General features: G+C 41.3%; 21 protein-coding genes and 1 pseudogene. 14 read left to right on the top strand and 8 right to left on the bottom strand.

What is annotated here, in order from left to right; all coding sequences use genetic code 11:
• Positions 1-3: 3 nt before the first annotated feature.
• From A3CY_RS21760 to A3CY_RS0100310, 6 genes are all read left to right on the top strand, one after another.
• Complete coding sequence (locus tag A3CY_RS21760; protein ID WP_018335886.1) at positions 4-4,239, top strand: RHS repeat domain-containing protein; 4,236 nt, start codon at positions 4-6, stop codon at positions 4,237-4,239.
• The gene (locus A3CY_RS0100340; RefSeq protein ID WP_018335885.1) at positions 4,236-4,652 is read left to right on the top strand and encodes a hypothetical protein; all 417 of its coding nucleotides are present in this window, start codon (positions 4,236-4,238) and stop codon (positions 4,650-4,652) included. The genes A3CY_RS21760 and A3CY_RS0100340 overlap by 4 nt, the downstream gene beginning before the upstream one ends.
• Before the next feature lie 727 nt (positions 4,653-5,379).
• On the top strand, positions 5,380-5,883 hold the full coding sequence (locus A3CY_RS0100325; protein ID WP_155828140.1) for a hypothetical protein: 504 nt from the start codon (positions 5,380-5,382) through the stop codon (positions 5,881-5,883).
• A gap of 398 nt (positions 5,884-6,281) precedes the next feature.
• Positions 6,282-6,683 (top strand): hypothetical protein, encoded by a 402-nt coding sequence (locus A3CY_RS0100320; RefSeq protein WP_018335881.1) that lies wholly within the window; start codon positions 6,282-6,284, stop codon positions 6,681-6,683.
• A gap of 337 nt (positions 6,684-7,020) precedes the next feature.
• Positions 7,021-7,572, top strand: a complete 552-nt coding sequence (locus A3CY_RS0100315) for a DJ-1 family glyoxalase III (RefSeq protein ID WP_018335880.1) — start codon at positions 7,021-7,023, stop codon at positions 7,570-7,572.
• Positions 7,573-8,373, top strand: coding sequence for a DUF4846 domain-containing protein (locus A3CY_RS0100310; RefSeq protein WP_018335879.1), 801 nt, complete (start codon positions 7,573-7,575; stop codon positions 8,371-8,373). It begins immediately after the preceding gene.
• Here the strand turns inward: A3CY_RS0100310 and A3CY_RS0100305 are convergent.
• From A3CY_RS0100305 to mce, 8 genes are all read right to left on the bottom strand, one after another.
• On the bottom strand, positions 8,363-9,145 hold the full coding sequence (locus A3CY_RS0100305; protein ID WP_040371346.1) for a TIGR02757 family protein: 783 nt from the start codon (positions 9,143-9,145) through the stop codon (positions 8,363-8,365). The genes A3CY_RS0100310 and A3CY_RS0100305 overlap by 11 nt on opposite strands.
• Before the next feature lie 11 nt (positions 9,146-9,156).
• A complete protein-coding gene (gene mnmD / locus A3CY_RS0100300) occupies positions 9,157-9,813 on the bottom strand; it encodes a tRNA (5-methylaminomethyl-2-thiouridine)(34)-methyltransferase MnmD (protein ID WP_018335877.1) in 657 nt (218 codons plus the stop codon).
• Between the two features lie 2 nt (positions 9,814-9,815).
• Positions 9,816-10,838, bottom strand: a complete 1,023-nt coding sequence (locus A3CY_RS0100295) for a threonine aldolase family protein (RefSeq protein ID WP_026207144.1) — start codon at positions 10,836-10,838, stop codon at positions 9,816-9,818.
• Positions 10,839-10,971: 133 nt separating this feature from the next.
• Positions 10,972-12,237 carry a sodium ion-translocating decarboxylase subunit beta gene (locus A3CY_RS0100290; protein ID WP_018335875.1) on the bottom strand — a complete coding sequence of 422 codons (1,266 nt, stop codon included), beginning with the start codon at positions 12,235-12,237 and terminating at the stop codon, positions 10,972-10,974.
• A 21-nt stretch (positions 12,238-12,258) separates the two neighbouring features.
• A complete protein-coding gene (locus tag A3CY_RS0100285; RefSeq protein WP_018335874.1) occupies positions 12,259-12,684 on the bottom strand; it encodes a biotin/lipoyl-containing protein in 426 nt (141 codons plus the stop codon).
• 12 nt (positions 12,685-12,696) lie between these two features.
• Complete coding sequence (locus A3CY_RS19900) at positions 12,697-13,041, bottom strand: OadG family transporter subunit (RefSeq protein WP_018335873.1); 345 nt, start codon at positions 13,039-13,041, stop codon at positions 12,697-12,699.
• A gap of 8 nt (positions 13,042-13,049) precedes the next feature.
• Positions 13,050-14,609, bottom strand: a complete 1,560-nt coding sequence (locus A3CY_RS0100275) for an acyl-CoA carboxylase subunit beta (protein WP_018335872.1) — start codon at positions 14,607-14,609, stop codon at positions 13,050-13,052.
• 34 nt (positions 14,610-14,643) lie between these two features.
• Positions 14,644-15,048: a methylmalonyl-CoA epimerase gene (mce, locus tag A3CY_RS0100270; protein ID WP_018335871.1), complete on the bottom strand. Its 405-nt coding sequence runs from the start codon at positions 15,046-15,048 to the stop codon at positions 14,644-14,646.
• A gap of 266 nt (positions 15,049-15,314) precedes the next feature.
• Between mce and A3CY_RS0100265 the strand changes: the two genes are divergently transcribed.
• From A3CY_RS0100265 to A3CY_RS0100230, 8 genes and pseudogenes are all read left to right on the top strand, one after another.
• The gene (locus A3CY_RS0100265; protein WP_018335870.1) at positions 15,315-15,731 is read left to right on the top strand and encodes a hypothetical protein; all 417 of its coding nucleotides are present in this window, start codon (positions 15,315-15,317) and stop codon (positions 15,729-15,731) included.
• Positions 15,732-16,274: 543 nt separating this feature from the next.
• Entirely contained in the window at positions 16,275-17,666 is a 1,392-nt protein-coding gene (locus tag A3CY_RS0100260) for an aminopeptidase P family protein (RefSeq protein ID WP_018335869.1), read from the top strand.
• Between the two features lie 20 nt (positions 17,667-17,686).
• Positions 17,687-18,811: a DNA polymerase III subunit beta gene (gene dnaN, locus A3CY_RS0100255; protein WP_026207142.1), complete on the top strand. Its 1,125-nt coding sequence runs from the start codon at positions 17,687-17,689 to the stop codon at positions 18,809-18,811.
• 123 nt (positions 18,812-18,934) lie between these two features.
• Positions 18,935-19,711, top strand: coding sequence for a 3'-5' exonuclease (locus A3CY_RS0100250; protein ID WP_018335867.1), 777 nt, complete (start codon positions 18,935-18,937; stop codon positions 19,709-19,711).
• A 140-nt stretch (positions 19,712-19,851) separates the two neighbouring features.
• A pseudogene (gene rhuM, locus A3CY_RS19895) lies at positions 19,852-20,247 on the top strand (RhuM family protein); the annotation flags it as partial.
• A gap of 182 nt (positions 20,248-20,429) precedes the next feature.
• Complete coding sequence (locus A3CY_RS0100240; protein WP_026207141.1) at positions 20,430-20,636, top strand: helix-turn-helix transcriptional regulator; 207 nt, start codon at positions 20,430-20,432, stop codon at positions 20,634-20,636.
• On the top strand, positions 20,633-20,971 hold the full coding sequence (locus A3CY_RS0100235) for a HipA N-terminal domain-containing protein (protein WP_018335864.1): 339 nt from the start codon (positions 20,633-20,635) through the stop codon (positions 20,969-20,971). The genes A3CY_RS0100240 and A3CY_RS0100235 overlap by 4 nt, the downstream gene beginning before the upstream one ends.
• Complete coding sequence (locus tag A3CY_RS0100230; RefSeq protein WP_018335863.1) at positions 20,964-21,905, top strand: HipA domain-containing protein; 942 nt, start codon at positions 20,964-20,966, stop codon at positions 21,903-21,905. The genes A3CY_RS0100235 and A3CY_RS0100230 overlap by 8 nt, the downstream gene beginning before the upstream one ends.
• The last annotated feature ends 22 nt before the right edge of the window (positions 21,906-21,927 follow it).

Below are 21,927 nucleotides of genomic sequence, written 5' to 3'. Positions count from 1 at the left end.
ACCATGAAGACTATTTATTATATATCACTATTTATACTCATTATTTCCAAAGGTGTATATGGGCAAACAAATATCCAAATCTTTAATGTTAGTGGGAAATCTGAGGTCTATGTTAACGAGATATCAACAATCACACTGAGCGGATCTGAGATCGGAGTTACATATGATTTAATAAATTCTTCCGGCTCAGTTCTTATGACATTGGAAGGAACCGGAAATCCTTTGAAGTTTACTGAAGTGTTGAAACCCAATTGTTTTCGGGTCAGAGGGTGTAAAGGAAATTCACGTGTAGAAATGAGTGGTAGCGTGACAATCTCGTATAAAGATCTTTTTTATAATGCAACTCGCTTTGTTCCTTCGGTATTAGAGTTTTCTCAGGATGGAGAAACTTTAGAAACAACTCTTGAACCTGAAACAGGTATAAATTATAATAATTTCGTTGAATTCTTTATATTATGTGATGAGGGTTTAATAAAAGGATGGGATGCTTCAGCATTCAGAGTAGAACCTATTGGTTTTACGTTACATATATCTACAGAAATAAATACTTCCGGCAGTGAAAAGAATTCAACAGTATATTTAGGAGATGCGAAATTAGTATTAAAACAAAAACCGGGAGTTGACAGTATTGCCAACGTTCATATTTACCCAGTAGAAAAGTTTCAAGAAGGTAGGAATTTTGAAATTGTTTTAGGAGCTACACAAGAGCCTGTAACCTATAAACTTTTAAATATTATGGGTTCAGGAATGGCTAAAAAGGGTACAGGTGAACGTCTTGTTTTTACAGTAAATCAGCCAGGTTGGTATTACATTTATGGGGAATATGATTTTTTATTTGCAGAATTAGGTGTTGTGAAGGTAATTCCCCAAATGGAGATATATACGCTTTCAGGAAGTGGAACCACTCAAGAAGGACAAAGCGTCACTCTAACACTCTCGGGATCACAAAGAAGTCTTGAATATGAACTTTTACGTTATGGCGAAACCTATCAGACTAAAACGGGTACGGGTAGTCCTTTATCATTTACCGTGGGAGATCCTGGTATTTATACTGTAAAAGCCTGTTTCATGGGTGAATACACTAAAATGAACGGAAGTGCATTAATAGACGTGATTGGGGGTGTAAATATAACAGAATCAGAAAATAATGAAGTTCGTTTCATATTTCAGACTCCTACAACTAAAGAAGATTCCGTTAAATATATGGCAGATATAAACTATTTAGATGGTTTCAAGCGTGTGAAACAGTCAATACAAACAAAAGTCGGAAATTCAAACTCAGACATCATAATTCCTTATGTCTATGGGCCGCAAGGTAGAATAGAAAAAGAGTATCTTCCTTATGCTAAAAGTAGAAATAATGGAGCTTACGATGCTAATTATATGAATACGGCAAACTGGAATATTTATGGTGAAACAGAGGCTGCTTGTGCCTTTAAAAAAATAGAATATGATAATAGTTCGCTTGACAGGATTATAAAACAGATTGGAAGTGGAAAGAATTGGCATAATTCCGGTAAAGGGATTTCTAAGATTTATGCTACAAATATAGCTAATGAGGTTCGTCTCTATCGTGTTTCTAGTACTAATAATTTAGAATTCAACAACGCATACTATGCTCCTGGTACACTGAGTAAAGAAATACTCTCTGATGAGAATGGTAATATCGTAGAAAAATTTACTACACTTGAAGGTAAAGTAATATTAGAAGTTAGAAAAGAAGGAAATACTCGTTTAGAAACTTATCAAGTATATGATGATTATGGACAGCTGCGTTACCTTTTGTCTCCTGAAACAACTTTTCGATTGGGATCGTCCACGAATGAAACAATATTAGAGCAATCTGCCTATTACTATGAGTATGACAAAGCAGGAAGATTAATTATAAAGCGTCTACCTGGATGTGCTCCTGTTTATATGGTTTATGATAGAAAAGATCGTCTCGTTCTAAGTCAAAACGGTAAACAACGGGATGAGAATCCTAATAAATGGAGCTATTCCGTTTATGACAGATTTAATCGGGTAATTGAAAATGGAGAAATTATCATATCTGGTTCTACTTCACATTCTACTTTACAAACAACAGTCTCTTCGAGTGATAATTATATTCCTTTGGGTAACCGTTTCCCTTTACAATACATTTTGTACGATTCCTACACAGCTACAGAAAATATTTCCATTTTACCATTTCAATCAACCGTGGGATATGACACAGGTTATCGATTGTACGTGGCAGGTCTGGTGACTAGTATCAAAAGTAAAGTGCTAGGAATGGGAACAGAGAAATGGCTAACCACGACAACCTATTATGACGATCGATGTCGAGTAATTCAACGCGTGAGTGATAATCTTCACGGACAAAAAAGTAGAGTGAATATGAAATATGACTTTACTGGAAATATCGTGCGGCAACGAGAAAGTCATGGAATAACGACTAATCAAACGGATGTTTTAGAAACTGAATACACTTATGATAATCGGGGGAAACTACTTACTACTGTTTCTCGTCTTAATAATGGTTCCCCTGCAATCGTTTCATATAACTATGATGGGTTAGGTCGGCTTATAACAAAAAAGTACGGGAATATTGTAGAAACAATGACATACAACATGAGAGGATGGCTTACAAGTAAAGAAAGTGTTCCATTCAAAATGAAATTGCGTTACGAGAATCCGGAAGGGGGGAGTGCCGTCTATTGGAATGGTAATATTAGTGAGTGGGAGTGGCAACAAGGAACAAGTACGGCTTTGATGTATGGTTTTACATATGATGGGGTAAATCGTTTAGCGGGTACCACCCAGAAGCAAAAAAACGGGGCAAATTGGATCACATTGCCAAATAATTACTTGGAAACGGGGCTAACTTATGACCGCAATGGAAATATCAAGACATTGCAACGTACTGCTGGTGGAACCACGGTAGACAATCTTACTTACACGTACACGGGGAATCAGTTGACGAGTTTAACCGAGAGCGTTCGAACCTCTTCGTCGAATGATATCTACCTACCGGGAAGTGTTGCTACAGGAGGGTATGCCTATGATTTGAACGGTAACATGATAAATGATAGTCGTCGGGCTTTGAATTTGTCTTACAATGTATTAAATTTGTTGAGTGAAGTCAAAACTGGAAGTACGACGAAGGCGAGATACAGTTATCTTGCTGACGGGGCTAAATTGCAAGTACGTGATGCGGATGGTAATGGTTTTGACTACCTGGGTTCTTTGACATATAGTAATAGTAGTGCGGAATTGCAGTTAGAATCAGCGAATTTCGGTGATGGTGTAATTCGAACGAATGTTTCCAATAGTGGCGAAACTGAAGTGAATTACTTCATGACAGATCACTTGGGGAGTGTGAGGGCAATTGTTGATAATAACGGGGTGGTTAAAGAACGGAATGATTATTATCCGTTTGGTGCTAAGCACATGAGGGGTGATTACCCGCAATTGTCGGCTAATCGTTACAAGTATAACGGGAAAGAGAATCAGGTAACAGGAGATTTAGATTATTTGGATTACGGGGCGAGGATGTATGATAGAGGATTGGGAAGGTGGTTCAATATTGATCCATGTGCGGAAGATTATACAAATATTGCACCTTATGTATTCGTTGCCAATAATTCTTTGAACTTATTAGATACAGATGGTCGAAAGATTATTTTCGTGAATGGTTTGTTAGCAGCCGGCTCTCCAGAAGGTGGGCAGGCATATTGGAATAGGAGTTTTGTAAGTGCGGCTCAAGATTACTTTAAAGATCGAACAATACCATATTTTACAAATATAGAACACGATATATATTCTTCTGCTATGGATAGACAAATTGCAGGTTACAAGTACGCAAAAGATAATTATGGGGAAATAACTTCTAATATGAAACCAGGAGAAGCTATTCGCCTCGTTTCTCATAGCATGGGAGGTGCTTTTGCTGCAGGGATAAGAGATTACTTTCTTGAACAAGGACATATAGTTGATTATGCTATTTTTATTAATACTTATCAAAGAGGAAGAATAAAAATGAAAGATTCTGATTTAACGACAAGTATTGATTTTTTAAACACGAATGATCCTGTTATAAAAACAACTGACCTATTATTTTATTCGACTAGAGAAATAATAGAACATGCAATAACAATTAGAGTAAAATCTGATAAGGATTTTAAATATGTTCATAAAGGTCCTATAAGTTCTGGAAAGGAGTTTTGGAATTTAATGTTGTTGATACTTGGAAATTTATGAAAGCAATCAAAATATTAATGAAAGTGGTTTTAATAATTGTGTTTATGTATGTGATTTCTGCACAAATAAACATGATTTGTATCCATTGTCAAAAGTTTGGCTGGGGAAGTAATGTGGCATTCTATACTCATTTGTTTGTCGTGATAATTTGTATATTAATGGGTGTTTATATTTGGACGAGAAGACATGTTTTTATATGGCAATTTATGAAGTTACTTTGTTATGTGTGCATTTTTATTTCTTTACGTATGCAATTTATTCTTGCAATTTGGACTTGGTTCAATAAAAGTGAAGATAATCATGTGTCTTCTATATTTTGGGTTTATGATTTGCCATTGTTATTATCATTATTCATATTAATTTTTGCTGGTTATTTTGTTTATAGATTGCCTGTCAAAAAAAAGGATACGTGATATTATGGGGAAGATGTTGATTTATACCTCAAAAAATCAGCGAAAAGGACATTCAATTATGGACTTTTGGGAACAAGTAATGAATTTGCCTGTGGGAGAATATAATATAATGAATGGCGTGGTAAAATCAAAATAGAATAATTATAGAGAAAAACACGAGAAAAGAAATTATAAGACTTATATTGATGAATTTAATTAGTGGATGTTTTGCGGTTTTGTTTTTTTCTTTTTGAGGGAAGTGCATATTTTGAATATGATACTATATGTAGTTATTCAAATGCTTGGTCTCAAATCTTTAGACGAAACATTAATAATCACTATGTTTGATATTTTAATATCAGTCGGTTGTGCAAATGTTTTGTTCCGTTCTTTGAAAAAAGGTATCAGGATAGTAAGTCTTGTTAAGAAAATATGGAATTATGTCATTATTGGGGCATGATTTCTATTTCTTGAACACAATTGATGTTTCAAGATTTTTTTTAACGTTCTTAACTGTAATAGGAATTAAAACCTTGCAAGGTGTCCAGTGGTGTATTCGAGGATAATCTCTCTTCTACTTAGAGGAGAGTACGATGAAGGTTTTGTATGGAATACTATCACAATACATCTAAAGATAAAAAGTAGGGACATCTTTTATTTGACCTTTGGGATCAAATAATGAATTTGCCAACTGGAGCATATAAGATTGAACATGGGAATATTGTACCAAATGATAAATATAAAGCATATGAACGAAGATAAAATTAGAGAAGAGAAGATCATTAAAATTAATGCTATATCTGGAGTGTTTACAATAATATTTTTTATTATTATTGTACGATTAGGTGTGATAAATATATTCCCTTATCTTATTTACAGGGAGTTAGAATTATGGAATATAATTAATGAGGCATATTTTATTATTTTTTTTGATATATATTTCTCCATATTTTGTGGAATGCTTTTATTTAGAATTTTGAAAAATAAATATGTCTATGATTTATATCCCAAACGGCACTCTTTTTATTTCAGGTTGAAAAGAGCGGTATTTTTCCTTCTTGCTTCAATAATAACAGTGTTGTTATATTTTCTTTTAAGTAATGAGAATTGGGGAATATGTGTGATTAATAGACTATATTTTCATAGTATGTTTTCTAATATTCTTTTTTGTCTCGTAAATGCTGCTATTTCTGCTTATGTAGGATATTATATCTTTTGGATAATGAAGAAGAAATTTTTACATGAGTCGTAGTATATTGAAGCTTAAAGAGAGTTTGACTTTTGTTAAAATTCTGTTATTTGGATGATTGAGGTTGCCTCGTACATACGAGGCAGCTTTTGGTAAAATGAAGAATACTGTCTTATCGTGGAAAAAAATTATAGAATAGAGTATTTCAAAATTATTGAAGGGAACTTTTATCATTTTTCTCAATACTGTGTATCTAGATTTTATTATAACTTTGAAAAGTTCTTTGACATATATCGCAAGGCTAGAATTAGAAATGATTAATTTTATCCGACTAGAGAAATAATAGAACGTGTAATAGCAATTAGAGTTAAATCTGATAAGGAATTTGAATATGTCCATAAAGGTCCTATAAGTTCTGAAAAGGAGTTTTGGAATTTAATATTGTTGATACTTGAAAAGTTATGAAAGCGATTAAAATATTAATGAAAGTGGTTTTAACAATTGTGTTTATGTATGTGATTTCAGCGCAAATCAATATGATTTATGAACACTTGCATATAGATATTGTTACATATACCCAAGTAATTATTGTGATTACTTGTATTTTAATGTTCATTGCAACATGGTGGAAATTCCGTATTTACATGGGGCAAATAATGAAATATATTTGTTATTTACTTATTTCTATAGCTCTGTTTTTGCAGTATTTTATTACAGGTTGGACTTGCCTAACTAGAGATGAGAATGATGATACAGTTTTTTTATTTTGGGTCTATGATTTGCCCTTATTATTGTCGCTATTCGTATTAATTTTTAGCTATTATTTTATCTACAAGTTACCTGTCAAAAAAAGAGATGAATGAATATTGTGGATAGATATTGGTTTTAAATTATATTTTTGATAGGAGTATGTAAGATTTCCTTTGGAGTATAATAACTATTTAAAGAAAACAAGCAGAGAATAGGCTGTGAATAGGTAGAGAACGGGAAACAACACCAGTATAACAATTACATGACACCGGAGTAACACCCGTGGGGTGCATTCTTGTTTGATTGTCGATGAAATGTTGAGGCATTTTTGGGGCTTTATCTCTTTTTGTTTTTTGCTTGTTCTATGCGAGATTTTGATGAAGGCGGTTTGCTCCGGAAAGTAGATTTTTTTTCTTAACTTTGGAGAATCAATTAAAAACTACAAGAATTATGAAGAAGTCATTTTTATTTTTAGCTGATGGGTTTGAGGAAGTTGAAGCATTGGGAACGGTAGATGTTTTGCGTCGGGGGACGGTAGAAGTAAAGACAGTTTCGATTTCCGGGAAGAGAGAGGTAACGGGAGCGCATGGAGTGCCTGTAGTTGCGGATCTTTTGATTGATGAGGTGAAGGAGGAAGAGGTTGAATTTTTGATTTGTCCGGGAGGGATGCCGGGGGCAAAGAACTTGGGTGATTGTCCGGCTTTGGTGCGATTGATACAGAAGCATTTTGATAAAGGGGGATACGTGGCTGCTATCTGTGCCGCTCCGGCTTTAGTGTTGAGTAAGATCAAGATGGATCGGAAACGTCAGATGACTTGCTACCCGGGATTTGAGGAATATTTGCCGGAGGCAGATATGCAACCTCATGGCGTGGTTGTGGACGGTAACCTGATCACGGGTAGAGGTCCCGCGTATGCCTTTAAATTCGGTTTGGCAATCCTCGAACAGTTGACTTCCAAGAAAGTTGCCGAGGATGTGTCTGCCGGGATGTTACTCGACTAGATGAAGCGTTTTATCCTTTTCGGGATATGCTGTTTATTTACCCTTCAGGGAGTGGGACAGGGAACTACGGTTCAGACCCGGATTGCCCTACCTGCCGGGTTCTCGAGAATAAACGTGAAGGAAGGTTCTTTTGAGGAATACTTGAGGAACCTGCCTTTGCGACCTCGTGGTTCCAAGGTACATTATTACGATGGGCGGGAAAAACGGGACACGAGGGTATATTGTGCCGTGGTCGATATGGAGATTGGCAAACGGGATTTGCAACAATGCGCGGATGCCGTGATCCGTCTGCGGGCGGAGTATTTATACAAGCAAAAAGCGTACAATAAGATTCATTTTAATTTCACGAACGGTTTCCGTGCGGACTATACCAAGTGGGCGGAAGGCTACCGGATAAGTGTGAAGGGGAATCAAGTTTCGTGGTACAAGGCAAAGGAGAAAGATTACTCTTACAAAACTTTCCGAGCATACTTGGATATCGTGTTCGCTTACGCCGGGACATTATCGCTTTCCAAAGAATTGAAATCCATACCAATGGCTTCCATGCGGATCGGGGATGTTTTTATTCAGGGGGGATCACCCGGTCATGCCGTGATCGTGGTGGATATGGCGGAGAATCCCGCTACCGGGCAAAAATTATATTTGCTGGCACAAAGCTATATGCCGGCTCAGGATATTCAGATATTGAAAAATCCGGGGGATTCTAGCTTATCTCCCTGGTATCTGTTGAAATCCGAAGGGAATGTCATCACCCCGGAATGGGGATTTACTTCTTTCGATTTGAAAAGGTTTAAAGAATAGTACGATTCTGTTTTTCAAAAGCCCCCAACCCGAACAAGGAAAAGTCATACCGGATCGGGTCTACCGGGTCAAATTCCCGGAGGCGGGCGGTGAGTTCTTCCACAGCTTTGCGGTCATTCTGGTTGCGGGTGAGTAGACCGAGTTGGCGGCTGACATTACCGGTATGCAAGTCCAACGGAATAAGGAGGGCAGAGGTGGGGATTCCTTTCCAGAGTCCGAAATCAACTTCCCCGTCGTGGCGAACCATCCAGCGCAGAAACATATTCACCCTTTTACAGGCGGAACCTTTTTCCACGTTGGCAATGTGGCGGAGCACACGGGGTTCGGCGGGCAAGGAGGTGAAAACCAAATACCATTCCCGCAGGGCTTTAAACATATCCCCGTGTTTCCGGTAGGCTTCCGTGAAGACGTTTTCCAGTCCCCCGTGGTGACGGTAGATATTGGCGAGGGATTTTAGAAAATAGACACAATCGTAACTGTTGAACGTGCGGTGTTTGAAATTGCAGAATCGGTCATAATCGGCTTCCTCCGCGTGCATCACGAAATCATACGGGGCGTAATCCATCAGTTGCATGAGTTCCTTGCATTTCTTGATGATCGTGGGGCGTTGTCCCCAGGCGAGAGAGGCAGCAAGAAAGCCCGAGATTTCAATGTCTTCTTTCTCTTCAAAGCATTTGGGAATCTGTATCGGGTCGGTTTCTATAAAAAATTCCGACTTGCAGTATTCCAGGTATTTCTCGTCAAGTAATTGTTTCAGTTCTTTCGAGGACATAATAATTGAAATCATTTCGTGGCTCTCAACATTTCTCTCTTTCCGGGAGGACCGGGAAGACGTTTCAGGCTGAATCCAACTTCCCGGAGAGCCTGTTTCACGATGCCTTTCACGCAGTATGTTACGAGAATTCCGCCGGGTTTCAGGGCGTTGTAAAATCCGGACAGAATATCCGCACCCCATAACCGGGGTTGAACATCCGGGGCGAAAGCGTCGAAAAACACGATGTCAAATTGTTCCGTGAAGTTGACTTCCGAGAAATCCGCTTCATGCTTGTGAATTGTGAAATAAGGGGTTACCGGCACGTTTTCTTCCCAGGGGGCGGAGTGGAGTTGTTGGAAAAGGTCGGCCTCTTCCGGCGTGAAGAGGGTCGTGTAATTCAGTCCCGTCACCTCTTCCGCTGTCAGCGGGTATTTCTCGAAACTATGGAATGCGATCTCCCGTTCATTTTCCCGTGCATCCAGTAAGGTTAAAAACGCGTTCAACCCCGTGCCGAATCCGGCTTCAAGGATATGAATATGTTTTTGCCCGTAATATTGAATGCCCGCTTGGATAAAGATGTGTCGGGATTCTTGTATCGCACCGTGGACTGAATGGTAATGTTCATTCAGTCCCGGTACGTATAGAGTACTGCTTCCGTCTTCCGTTGTGATGATCTTCCGTTGCATACTCAGCACAACTCCTGACGGAGTAGATTGATAAACTCGGTCACGTCATTCTCCGTCGTGTCGAACGAGCAAACCCATCTCACTTCGGCGGCATCTTCATCCCACACGTAGAAAAAGCACTCTTCCTGCAGTTTTTGAATTTTGTCCCTGGGGATAATGGCGAAAACTTCGTTTGCTTCCACCTTTTGGGTGATCGTGACGGATGGTATTTGTTCTGCGGCATGAGCCAGGTTCTTTGCCATTGTGTTGGCATGAGCGGCGGCTTTCAGCCAGAGATCGTTTTTTAACACGGTGGAAAACTGTGCGGCGATAAACCTCGTTTTGGAATGCAATTGCATCAACTGCTTGCGGATAAACTTCACTTCCTTCGACATCCGGGTATTGAAAAAAATGACCGCTTCTCCGAACATCATGCCGTTTTTCGTTCCCCCAAAACTCATGACATCAATGCCGACGTCCCTCGTGATGCTTGCCGGGGTACATCCCAAGTATGCCACGGCATTTGCTATGCGTGCCCCGTCCATGTGGACGTACATATCGTGGGCATGGGCAAAGTCGCATATTTCTTTCAATTCTTCGTGCGTGTAAACCGTCCCGAGTTCAGTGCATTGCGTGAGCGAAATCACTTTGGGTTGCACGTGGTGTTGGTCGCCGAAATCATGCATGTGGTTTTGAATTAACCCGACATTCAGTTTCCCGTCGAACGTGGGGACGGTCAGCAATTTACTTCCCGTCTGTTTCTCGATAGCCCCGCATTCGTCCACGTTGATATGTGCCGTTTCGGCACATATGATAGCATTGTATGAATGCGTGAACGCGGATAGGCTTAAAATATTAGCACCCGTGCCATTGTACACGAAGTACACGTCAATATCTTTCCCGAATATCTGTTTGAAATCTTCGATAGCTCTCTTTGTGTAAGCATCTTCTCCATAGGAATGCGCGTGCCCGTAGGCTGACTCTTCCAATGCTTTGAAAACCTCCGGTAGCACGCCGGAAAAATTGTCGCTGCCGAAACCTCTTATACCCATAATTGATTTGGTTTATTTATAATATGTTTGTACAAAAATAGTGATTATTTATATTACCAGGAAATAAAATGAGGCTATCTCGTTTTTATTTGAGATAGCCTCGTGTTATTTTGGGATGTTGATTGCCTTATCCTAAAAATGATAACAGAATTCCGGCTGCCACTGCAGAACCGATAACTCCCGCCACGTTCGGCCCCATGGCGTGCATCAACAGAAAGTTACCCGGATTAGCTTCTTGTCCCACGTTTTGCGATACGCGGGCTGCCATTGGAACGGCTGAAACTCCAGCTGAACCGATCAACGGGTTAATCTTGTTTTTGGTAAACAAGTTCATGAATTTTGCCAGTAATATACCACCGGCACTACCCATGCTGAATGCCAGAATACCGATCACCAAGATTGCCAACGTCTGGAGATTCAGGAATGCAGCCGCAGTAGTGGTGGCTCCCACGGAAATACCGAGGAAAATGGTAGTAATATTCATTAACTCGTTTTGAACGGTTTTGCTCAAACGATCCACGACACCACTCTCGCGCATCAAGTTCCCCAACATCAAACAACCGATCAAAGGGGCTGCCGATGGTAATAACAAAGACACGAAAACTGTCACCACGATAGGGAATACGATTTTCTCTTTTTTGGAAACTTTACGCAATTGTTGCATCACGATTTCCCGTTCCTTTTGGGTGGTCAACACTTTCATGATGGGAGGTTGTATCACGGGTACTAGAGCCATATACGAGTAGGCGGCAACCGCGATAGGACCGAGCAAGCCCGGTGCCAGTTTCGAGGTCAGGTAAATTGCTGTCGGTCCGTCAGCACCACCGATGATACCGATGGAACCTGCTTCCGCGTAAGTAAATCCTAACGCCAGAGCGCCGAGGAAAGTCGCGAAGATACCGATCTGGGCGGCAGCCCCAAGCAGAAAACTTTTCGGGTTGGCCAACAGCGGACCGAAATCAGTCATGGCACCTACGCCGATAAATATGATACAAGGATATATACCCAATTTGACACCTAGATAGATGTAGTCCAATAACCCGACGTTGTTAGCATTCACGAAATTGGCCCAATGTACGTGTCCGCCCTCGAAGAGTTCCGGGTGATACAATCCGGCTCCGGGTAGGTTGGTCAACAACATACCAAAGGCTATAGGCAACAACAACAGGGGTTCGAATTTCTTCACGATTGCCAGGTAAAATAGTAGACATGACACCAGTATCATAATGATGCAAAGCCAATTACCATTTGACAACTGAGCGAATCCCGTGTCATTTATAAACTTCATTACTTTCGATCCCATGTCCACTTCTTCCGCACTCGCGTTAAATGGAAGTATGAATAACCCAAGTAATGCCGTTATGCTTAAAAGATATTTCTTTAATTGTTTCATTGTTAACAAGTTTACGATGAATTAAGCTATATCAACAAGCGCTTCTTCTTGGGAAACAGATTGTCCAACAGTCACGTGGATGGCCTTTACTTGTCCATCGCTGTTAGCCATGATGTTGTTTTCCATCTTCATCGCTTCCATCACGAGTAAAGTATCACCGCGTTTCACGCGATCACCCACTTTCACGTTAATGGCAGATATTGTACCGGGAAGCGGGGCTTTGATAGAATTCTTGTTGGATGCGCCAGTAGAAGCGGGAGCGTGATGCAAGGTTGCGGCGGGAATTGCAGCAGCTTTACGAACAACGGGTGTTACCGGTGCGTTTTTGCTCTCGTAAACGACATCGTATGAAATTCCGTTCACCTCAACAGTAGCCTTGTTGTGATCCGTTACGTTCACGGTGACATCGAAATTGTTCTCGTCTATGGTGATTTTAAATTTGTTCATAATCTTTAATTGTTACTTGGTAAGATTTCTCATGCTATAAATTTTTGAACTCCACGGGGAGTAGCGTCTCTCTACTTCTTGTATCGTAATAACATGGGGTTCTTCATCATGCGAGTCAAAGTACAAGTGCATTGCCATGGCAATGGCTGCTTGTTCATGTGGCGTCGGATGAGTATCGGTTGTTACCGCGGGTGCTACAACACTAGGTTCGGTTTTCACTTGGTCTTCCAAGCGCTCCGTGATTTTTGTCTGTAGATTAATGATCCATATCAAAATAACCAACAGCAAAAATACGGTACCCATCCCTATCCCGGTAACGAGGAGCGCGTAGCCCCAATTGATAGCTAACATGGTCATATCTTAAATTATAAAGGTATATTAGAATGTTTCTTCATCGGGTTGGTAACACGTTTGGTCTGCAATGACTGGAAGGCTCTAATCACGCGGAAGCGCGTGTTACGCGGTTCGATAACATCATCAATATACCCGTAAGAAGCAGCCTTGTACGGGTTGGCAAACGCCGTGTTGTACTCTTCTTCTTTTGTAGCGATGAATTTAGCTTTTTCTTCGGCATCCGTGATTGCGGCCAACTCCTTGCCGTACAACACCTCGATAGCACCTTTAGCACCCATAACGGCGATTTGTGCCGTGGGCCAAGCGTAATTGAAATCACCTCGCAATTGCTTGCATGACATCACGTCGTGAGCGCCACCGTAAGATTTACGTAATGTTACGGTTACTTTAGGTACGGTAGCTTCCCCGTAAGCGAACATCAATTTTGCCCCGTGAGTGATAATACCGCCATATTCTTGAACGCGACCCGGTAAGAATCCCGGCACGTCAACCAGTGTTAATACAGGAATGTTGAAACAATCGCAGAAACGCACGAAACGTGCGGCCTTGCGTGATGCCTCGATATCCAAGATACCGGCAATGTAACCCGGTTGGTTGGCGATAACCCCGATGGAACGTCCTCCCATGCGACAGAACCCGACAATGATATTGCGTGCATAGCGTTTGTGAACTTCAAGGAATTTACCATTGTCCACGATGGCCTCGATAACTTCCATCATGTTGTACGGGTGATTCGGGTTGTCCGGAATCAAGCTGTTTAACTTGTCTTCCAAACGGTCGATAGGATCATTGCACATCACCATGGGTGCCTCTTCCAAGTTGTTGGAAGGCAAATAAGATAGTAAATCGCGAATAGTAGCGATTCCTTCTTCTTCATTTTCTGCCAAGAAGTGAGAAACACCCGACTTGGTGGAGTGAACTTCAGCACCCCCGAGTTCTTCTGTACTGATGTCTTCTCCTGTTACGGTTTTTACCACTTTAGGTCCGGTTACGAACATGTAAGATGACTGGTCGGTCATCAGGATGAAGTCCGTCAATGCAGGTGAGTATACGGCGCCTCCGGCACATGGTCCGAAGATTGCGGATATCTGTGGAATTACTCCTGATGCTAAAATATTACGTTCAAAAATTTCAGCGTATCCAGCCAAAGAATTAACACCTTCTTGAATACGGGCGCCACCTGAATCGTTCAAACCGATAATAGGAGCGCCGACGGTCATGGCTTTGTCCATGACCTTGCAAATTTTTTGTGCTAACATTTCGGAAAGGGCACCACCGAAAACCGTGAAATCTTGGGCAAAGACGAACACGAGGCGTCCGTCGATAGTACCTTGTCCCGTTACGACTCCGTCACCTAGGAATTTGGTTTTTTCCATGCCGAAATTGTAACAACGGTGTGTTACGAACATGTCAAATTCCTCGAAGCTATCTTCATCCAGCAACATGGCGATTCTTTCCCGTGCGGTATATTTCCCTTTTTTGTGTTGGGATTCAATACGCTTTTCACCCCCTCCAAGTTTTGCCTGAACTCGTAAGTCGATTAATTCTTTGACTTTATCTTGATTTGTCATATTGTCATGATTTATGTGAGGCTGTTCATTAAAATTATTTCGTTCCACAAAGTTCAGTCAATACTCTGAACGTTGATTTCGGGTGAAGGAATCCGATCCTCAATCCTTCAGCACCACCACGAGGGGCTTTGTCGATTAATTGACAGCCTGCAGCCTGTGCGTCATTTAATGCGGCTTGAACATCTTCCACGGCAAATGCAATATGATGCATGCCACCGCCGTTTTTTTCCACGAATTTTCCAATAGGTCCTTCCGGGTCTGTGGATTCAAGTAATTCGATTTTGGTTTGCCCTACTTTGAAGAAAGCGGTTTTTACTTTTTGATCTTTCACTTCTTCAATAGCGTAACATTTCAATCCTAAAACGTTTTCATAGTACGGGATTGCTTCATCCAAACTGGCAACTGCGATGCCGATGTGTTCAATATGTGTCGGTTTCATAACAAAAAAACATTAAAGTTAGATATTATATTTTAATCATTTAGCATATAATTGACGCAACTTTCACGAGGATTATCCTCGCTAAATATTTGAAACGCGAAACTACTCATTGTTCTTGCGATTTTCAAGTAAAAGCGGTAAATATTTTCAAAAAAAAGGAGTTTATATTTGTTTTAAATAAAGAGGGGATAACCTCATGTGGCAGAATTACGTAAACCTTGGTGTTTTTGGGTGAATATAAAGGATAAATCTAAAATATTAAAGTTATGAGTAAGCAGAAATTAGTTATTTTCATCATCGCGATTATCGGCATGGTCGCTACTTTTTTACCTTGGTATGAAATGGGAAATTTGGGTATGGTTATGGGCTACCGGACATCCGGTTGGTTTACGTTTATTATGTTCGCTTTGACGTTCTTGTTTGGGCTGCGTGGAAAACAGAAAAACGATATGACCGGGGGCTTGCTTTATCTCGCTTCTATATTTTCTTTGCTTGCCGCTTTCGCGGTGATGTGGCAATTAATCGCTATCGGTTTGAACAAGGAAGGAGCGCAGATGACGGTTGTTGGAAATATGATGGCACAACAAACCCGTGTGCTTTACGGGGCGTATCAGGTGCTTATCGCCGGGATTTGTTTGCCGTTCGGGGCATTCTTGTTCCGGAATAGAAAAGTGTCTCGTTAGATGTTATTTTCAACACGTGTTGCTGAAAATCCGGTGACATGTGTTGAAAATCGGCGCGAGCGTTTGAAAGTAGCCCCCCGTGGAGAGGATTGAACATGGTCTGTTTTTGTCGAGATAATAGTGTAATAATGTATTAAATAGTTATTTTTAACCTATATGATTGGTATTTTATTGCTATCATCTCCCATTCATCTCCTATTCATTTCCTATTCATCTCCTATTTTTATAGATTTAGAATAGTATTATTTTAGTATTTGAATATAATTTGTTACATTTGAAATTACTATTATATTCCTGTATAATAACAATATTATATAGGAGTACTTATTGTCCACCCCGAGAATACGAGAGGTTTATTCGTGATAAAACGAGATGAGGGGAAGTGTGAGAATTGGAAATTGATAAATATTAAATACCTGTGTCGTTGGAAACTGAAATTTTAAATTTGAAAATCTAAAATTAGTAAGTTGTGACATTGAAAAAAAATTTCTACCTTGTCAACTCATTTTGCACGATAAAATTAATCATTAAATAATATATAATATGTTTGATAAGAACGTGTATATCAATAGAAGAAAGAGGCTTGTCGAGAAGATGGGCGGTGGTCTAGTGTTAATCCTTGGCAACGGGGAAGCTCCGGCAAACTACACGGACAACACGTATAAATTCCGTCAGGATAGTTCCTTCCTGTATTTCTTCGGGCTGAATCACCCGGGATTTGCCGGATTGATGGATGTTGATTCCGGGGAAACCTGCCTGTTCGGGAATGACGTGGACATGGACGACATCATTTGGATGGGACCGCAGCCGAGCGTGAAGGATATGGCTGCCGGGGTAGGAGTTACCCAATCGGCTCCTTTTGCCAAGTTGGCGGACGTTTTGAAGGAGGCGATCAGCCGGGGACGCAAGATTCATTTCTTGCCGCCTTATCGTTTCCGCAATATGTTATTGCTCGAAGATTTGCTTGGCATTCATCATTCTCTGTTGAAAAGTTACGCGTCGTTGGAATTAATCAAGGCGGTAGTGGCTTTGCGTTCCGTGAAGGAGGATTGCGAGATCGAGCAGATCAACCTTGCTTGTAACATCGGTTACGAGATGCACGTGGCTGCCATGAAACACGCTTTACCGGGACAGAAAGAACAATATATCGCCGGGTTGATCGAGGGAATTGCCGCTTCTTACGGGAGCATGGTTTCTTTCCCTGTGATCCTTTCCCAGAATGGCGAAACGTTGCACAATCACGACCACAGCAAGACACTGACCGTGGGACGCATGATGTTGACGGACGCCGGGGCGGAGAACACGATGAATTATTGTTCCGATTTCACGCGTACGGTTCCCGTGGGCGGAAGATTCGACCAACGGCAGAAAGACGTGTATAATATAGTATTGGCTTGTAATAATAAAGCAATGGAAATCGCCCGTCCGGGAGTGACCTACCAGTACGTGCATCTTGAAGTTTGCAAGGTGTTGGCACAGGGATTGAAGGATTTAGGCTTAATGAAGGGTGACGTGAATGCGGCTGTCGCCGCGGGGGCTCACGCTTTGTTTATGCCTCACGGTTTGGGACATATGATGGGATTGGACGTGCACGATATGGAGGATTTGGGACAAATTTACGTCGGGTATGACGACGTGACCCGCCCGATCAACCAGTTCGGTACTTCTTCTTTGCGCATGGGACGGGAGTTGCAGCCGGGATTCGTGGTAACGGACGAGCCGGGTTGTTATTTTATCCCCGCTTTGATCGACCAATGGAAGGAACAGGGTTTGCACACGGAATTTCTCGTGTATGACAAGATCGAGACATACAAGGATTTTGGCGGCATTCGCTTGGAAGATGATATATTGATCACGAAAGACGGGTGCAAGTGCATGGGCGACCGTCGTGCCCCGATCACGGTAGAAGAAGTGGAAAACACGATAAATGGGTAAATGATAAATAAAAGGAAGATATGAGATTTGTTGTATCAAGTAGTAGTTTTTTAATGCGGTTGCAGGCCGTGAGCAAGGTGATTAGCGGGAAGCCGGCACAACCGATTCTGGATAATATTTTATTGGTTGCCAAGGATGATATGTTGTACGCAACAGCTTCCGACAAGGAAACCACGATGGAGGCAAAGGTGGAGTTGGAGAACCTGGAAACCCCCGGGAGCATCACGATTCCCGCCAAGTTGTTGTTGGATATATTGAAGGAGTTCCCGGAGCAACCTCTGACGTTCGATATTAATACCGGAACGAACGAGGTGAAGATCATCTCGGACAAGGGAGAGTTTTCCGTTCCGGGCGAGAGTGCCGAGGATTACCCGGTGCAATCGGCTATGGGCGAGAGTGTGACCACGATCAACACGAACTGCGGTATGTTGCTGGAAGGGATTACCCGTACGGTTTTCGCCACGGCAAACGATGATCTGCGCCCGGTGATGAATTGTATTCTGATCGAGATGAACGGGGAAAACTTTACCTTCGTGGCATCGGATGCTCATAAATTAGTGCGTTACAAACGTTTCGACGCCAAGACTGACGGCGATCAGTTCTCTTTGATTTTACCGAAAAAACCGTCTTTGTTGTTGAAGAATATTCTGCCGAAGGACGAGAGCGAGTTGCAATTGCAGTTCAACGAGAAAATGGCTTGCTTCACGTTCGGGAATTACAAGATGGTGTGCACGCTGGTAGAGGGACGTTTCCCGAACTACAATTCCGTGATCCCGCAGAGTAACCCGAAGAAGGTGATTATCGAGAAAAAGGAACTGTATAATTCATTAAGACGGGTGTCCGTGATGGCGAATCAAGCGAGCAATCTCGTGAAATTTGATTTGAGCAGCGGTACGATCGTGATTTCTGCGCAAGACGTGGATTACGCCATGTCCGGACACGAGACGATCACTTGCCAGTACGAGGGCGACGAGATGGCTATCGGCTTCAAATCTCCTTTCGTGCAGGAAATTCTGTCGAATATGAACACGGAGTCCTTGGTATTAGAGTTGTCAGACCCGAGTCGTCCCGGTTTGTTCTTGCCTTACGAGAGCGACAACGAGAACGAGGATCTGTTGATGTTGTTGATGCCAATGATGGTTTGATAATTCTGTGATTGCCGATTGAGCGATTCTGTGATTACCCGTGCGCGAGTATGGAAATCATTTGTAATCTTTGAATCGGCAATCTTAGAATCACCGGATAAATTAGATATAAAATTAATTAGTTTGGAATTAAAGTTAAGTAACCCGATTGTATTCTTTGATTTGGAAACGACGGGTATTAATATCGCGAAGGATAAGATCGTGGAAATCTCTGTTCTGAAAGTGATGCCGAACGGGAAAGAGGAACAGAAGACGATCCGTGTGAACCCGGGGATGCATATTCCCGAGCAGTCGTCGGCTATTCACGGAATATATGACGAGGACGTGAAGGATTGCCCGACGTTCAAGGAGATAGCCAAAGATCTGGCTCGCTATATCGAAGGATGCGATCTGGGCGGATATAACTCGAATCGTTTCGATATCCCTTTGTTGGCGGAGGAGTTCCTGCGTGCGGAGGTGGATTTCGATATGCGGAAACGGAAGTTCGTGGACGTGCAGACGATTTTCCACAAGATGGAACAACGCACGTTGAGTGCCGCGTACCGTTTCTATTGCAACAAGAATTTGGAAGACGCCCATACTGCCGCTGCCGACACGACGGCTACCTATGAGGTGCTGAAAGCCCAATTGGATCGTTATAGCGATACGCTGGAGAACAATATCGCTTTCTTGAGTAAGTTTTCGACACAGAATAACACGGCGGATTTTGCCGGGTTTATCGTGTATAACGAGGACGGGGTAGAAGTCTTTAATTTCGGGAAGAACAAGGGCGTGCCCGTGGTACAAGTATTAAAAGAGCAACCCGGTTATTTTGCCTGGATGCTCAATGGGGAATTCCCGCTGTACACGAAAAAGATATTGACGGAGATTCGTTTGCGGACGGCGGGGTTGGTGAAGTAAGTGATTTTGTAACATTATAGAGAAGAGGGGCTATTCATTTAGTCCCTCTTCTTGAAAATAGTAAAATCATAAGATATATTGTTTTAAAGTAATACTTGATAGACTGAAAATTAATAATTTACACTGCTTAGTTCTCGTTTATGGAAGAGAATAAAAATAACAATAAGCGTAAGTTTATACGAAACAGTACGGCTGAATTTCTAATATTTCAGTTAGATAATAAGGAACAAGGAATTGAAGTTTACTATAAAGATGAAACTTTATGGATGACTCAAAAGGCTATGGGAGTGCTCTTTGATTGCAGCACGGATAATGTAGGATTGCACTTAAAGAATATATATGCTAATGGAGAATTATCTAAAGAGGCAACTACCGAGGAATTCTCGGTAGTTCAAAAAGATAGTTCTACTCGTGCAACACAATTTCGCCAATGGGCAACAAGTGTTGTATTACGTCAGTTTGCAATTAGAGGATATATTGTTGATAAGAAACGTATGGAGAACGGTACGTTCCTGAACGAGGATTACTTTGAGCATTTTTATTTCTTGAAGGGTCTTAGATGGTAGAAAATTGGTCATAAGACCAGAAAACTTTTGTAGGATATATTATACCCAGTCTGATATAATTGCAGTGGTGAAATAATAAATTATACCCCTTATGGTATAATATCAAATATTTGTGTTAGCTTTGTACCCGAAAAGGTATAAAGTATGATGATATGAATAATCTTTCTACTACGGTCAAAATGTTGCGAAAGCAATATAATCTGACGCAAGAAGAACTATCGTTGAAGTCGGGAGTAGGATTGCGTTTTGTGCGAGACCTTGAACAAGGAAAGGAAACGCTACGCCTCGATAAAGTGAATCAGCTCCTTGACTTTTTCAATTATGAAATGGTTGCCACTCAAAAAAAGAATAATCAATGAGACAAGCCCATATATTTTACAAAGACCAATTAGCTGGTATTCTGACAGAAAACGATGCAGGGTATGAGTTCTGCTATTTACCGGAATATCTCTCTCTTGAAAAGGCGAAGGCAGTTAGCATGACATTGCCTTTACAAGACGAAGCATATACAAGTCCTGTGCTGTTTCCATTTTTCGACGGTTTGATTCCAGAAGGATGGCTGTTGGATGTTGCATTGCGGAATACAGATATCAGTATTCTTGACCGGATGTCGTTGTTGCTGACATGCTGCAAGGATTGTATCGGAGCGGTAAGCGTCATTCCTTTGGAAGAAAAGGAGGGAAAACATGTGTAATTGCTTATACTGTTATCGTCCGCTTTTAAAGGGGGAAAAGGATATGCACACGGCTTGCATAAAGAAGTTCTTCGGAACAGCAACATTGCCCGTTCTTGATTATACGATAGAACAACTTGACCAGCTTGCTCTGCAAATCATTCGAGACCAAACCTCTTTGACCGGTGTTCAGCCGAAATTATCCTTGCATTTGAATGAGCATGAGGGCAGCAAACGATTGACTATTGTCGGGCTATGGGGCGGTTATATTTGTAAACCACAGACCTCGCAATATGAAATGATGCCAGAGGTCGAGGATTTAACCATGCACCTTGCAGAGGTGGCACGTATTGAGGTAGTTCCTCATACGCTGATGCGGATGGCAGATGATACGCTATGCTATCTTACCCGCCGGATTGACAGGACTCCAGCCGGAGAGAAGATCGCGATGGAAGATATGTGCCAATTGACAGAAAGGCAAACAGAGCATAAATACAAAAGTAGTTATGAACGTATCGGCAAGGCTATTTTGAAATACTCGTCTTTACCTAAAATGGATGTTACCAACTTCTTCGAGCTGGTACTTTTCTCTTGGTTGACAGGTAATAACGATATGCACTTGAAAAACTTCTCTTTGTATGAGGTGGAGGATATGATACGTTTGACCCCTGCTTACGATTTGCTAAATGCGGCTATCATCAATCCCAAGGATAATGAAGAGTTGGCGTTAACTTTGAATGGTCGGAAGAAAAAGTTTCAAAGAGAAGATTTTATTAGGTCAGCAGCTACTCTGGGTATAGAGAATGTGATTGTAGAACGACTGATAAATAAGTATATCAAACTATTGCCCAAGTTTGAGACTGTCATTCAAAACTCTTTCCTAAGTGCAAAATTAAAGGAAAAGTATGGCGAATTGTTGAAGGAACAGCTTGCGAGGCTTGCACAAGGGCTATAAAATAGATTTATGAGATTTACAT

This window comes from Butyricimonas synergistica DSM 23225 (assembly GCF_000379665.1).
In the GTDB taxonomy this organism is placed as follows: domain Bacteria; phylum Bacteroidota; class Bacteroidia; order Bacteroidales; family Marinifilaceae; genus Butyricimonas; species Butyricimonas synergistica.
Note: the sequence above shows the minus strand (reverse complement) of the source record. Positions and strands in the feature narration are given on the sequence as shown.

What these genes read in the sequence shown, in the direction of transcription:
- A3CY_RS21760 (WP_018335886.1), top strand. Translation starts at nt 4, where the DNA reads ATGAAGACTATTTATTATATATCACTATTTATACTCATTATTTCCAAA.
- A3CY_RS0100340 (WP_018335885.1), top strand. Translation starts at nt 4,236, where the DNA reads ATGAAAGCAATCAAAATATTAATGAAAGTGGTTTTAATAATTGTGTTT.
- A3CY_RS0100325 (WP_155828140.1), top strand. Translation starts at nt 5,380, where the DNA reads ATGAACGAAGATAAAATTAGAGAAGAGAAGATCATTAAAATTAATGCT.
- A3CY_RS0100320 (WP_018335881.1), top strand. Translation starts at nt 6,282, where the DNA reads ATGAAAGCGATTAAAATATTAATGAAAGTGGTTTTAACAATTGTGTTT.
- A3CY_RS0100315 (WP_018335880.1), top strand. Translation starts at nt 7,021, where the DNA reads ATGAAGAAGTCATTTTTATTTTTAGCTGATGGGTTTGAGGAAGTTGAA.
- A3CY_RS0100310 (WP_018335879.1), top strand. Translation starts at nt 7,573, where the DNA reads ATGAAGCGTTTTATCCTTTTCGGGATATGCTGTTTATTTACCCTTCAG.
- A3CY_RS0100305 (WP_040371346.1), bottom strand. Translation starts at nt 9,145, where the DNA reads ATGTCCTCGAAAGAACTGAAACAATTACTTGACGAGAAATACCTGGAA.
- mnmD (WP_018335877.1), bottom strand. Translation starts at nt 9,813, where the DNA reads ATGCAACGGAAGATCATCACAACGGAAGACGGAAGCAGTACTCTATAC.
- A3CY_RS0100290 (WP_018335875.1), bottom strand. Translation starts at nt 12,237, where the DNA reads ATGAAACAATTAAAGAAATATCTTTTAAGCATAACGGCATTACTTGGG.
- A3CY_RS0100285 (WP_018335874.1), bottom strand. Translation starts at nt 12,684, where the DNA reads ATGAACAAATTTAAAATCACCATAGACGAGAACAATTTCGATGTCACC.
- A3CY_RS19900 (WP_018335873.1), bottom strand. Translation starts at nt 13,041, where the DNA reads ATGACCATGTTAGCTATCAATTGGGGCTACGCGCTCCTCGTTACCGGG.
- A3CY_RS0100275 (WP_018335872.1), bottom strand. Translation starts at nt 14,609, where the DNA reads ATGACAAATCAAGATAAAGTCAAAGAATTAATCGACTTACGAGTTCAG.
- mce (WP_018335871.1), bottom strand. Translation starts at nt 15,048, where the DNA reads ATGAAACCGACACATATTGAACACATCGGCATCGCAGTTGCCAGTTTG.
- A3CY_RS0100265 (WP_018335870.1), top strand. Translation starts at nt 15,315, where the DNA reads ATGAGTAAGCAGAAATTAGTTATTTTCATCATCGCGATTATCGGCATG.
- A3CY_RS0100260 (WP_018335869.1), top strand. Translation starts at nt 16,275, where the DNA reads ATGTTTGATAAGAACGTGTATATCAATAGAAGAAAGAGGCTTGTCGAG.
- dnaN (WP_026207142.1), top strand. Translation starts at nt 17,687, where the DNA reads ATGAGATTTGTTGTATCAAGTAGTAGTTTTTTAATGCGGTTGCAGGCC.
- A3CY_RS0100240 (WP_026207141.1), top strand. Translation starts at nt 20,430, where the DNA reads ATGAATAATCTTTCTACTACGGTCAAAATGTTGCGAAAGCAATATAAT.
- A3CY_RS0100235 (WP_018335864.1), top strand. Translation starts at nt 20,633, where the DNA reads ATGAGACAAGCCCATATATTTTACAAAGACCAATTAGCTGGTATTCTG.
- A3CY_RS0100230 (WP_018335863.1), top strand. Translation starts at nt 20,964, where the DNA reads ATGTGTAATTGCTTATACTGTTATCGTCCGCTTTTAAAGGGGGAAAAG.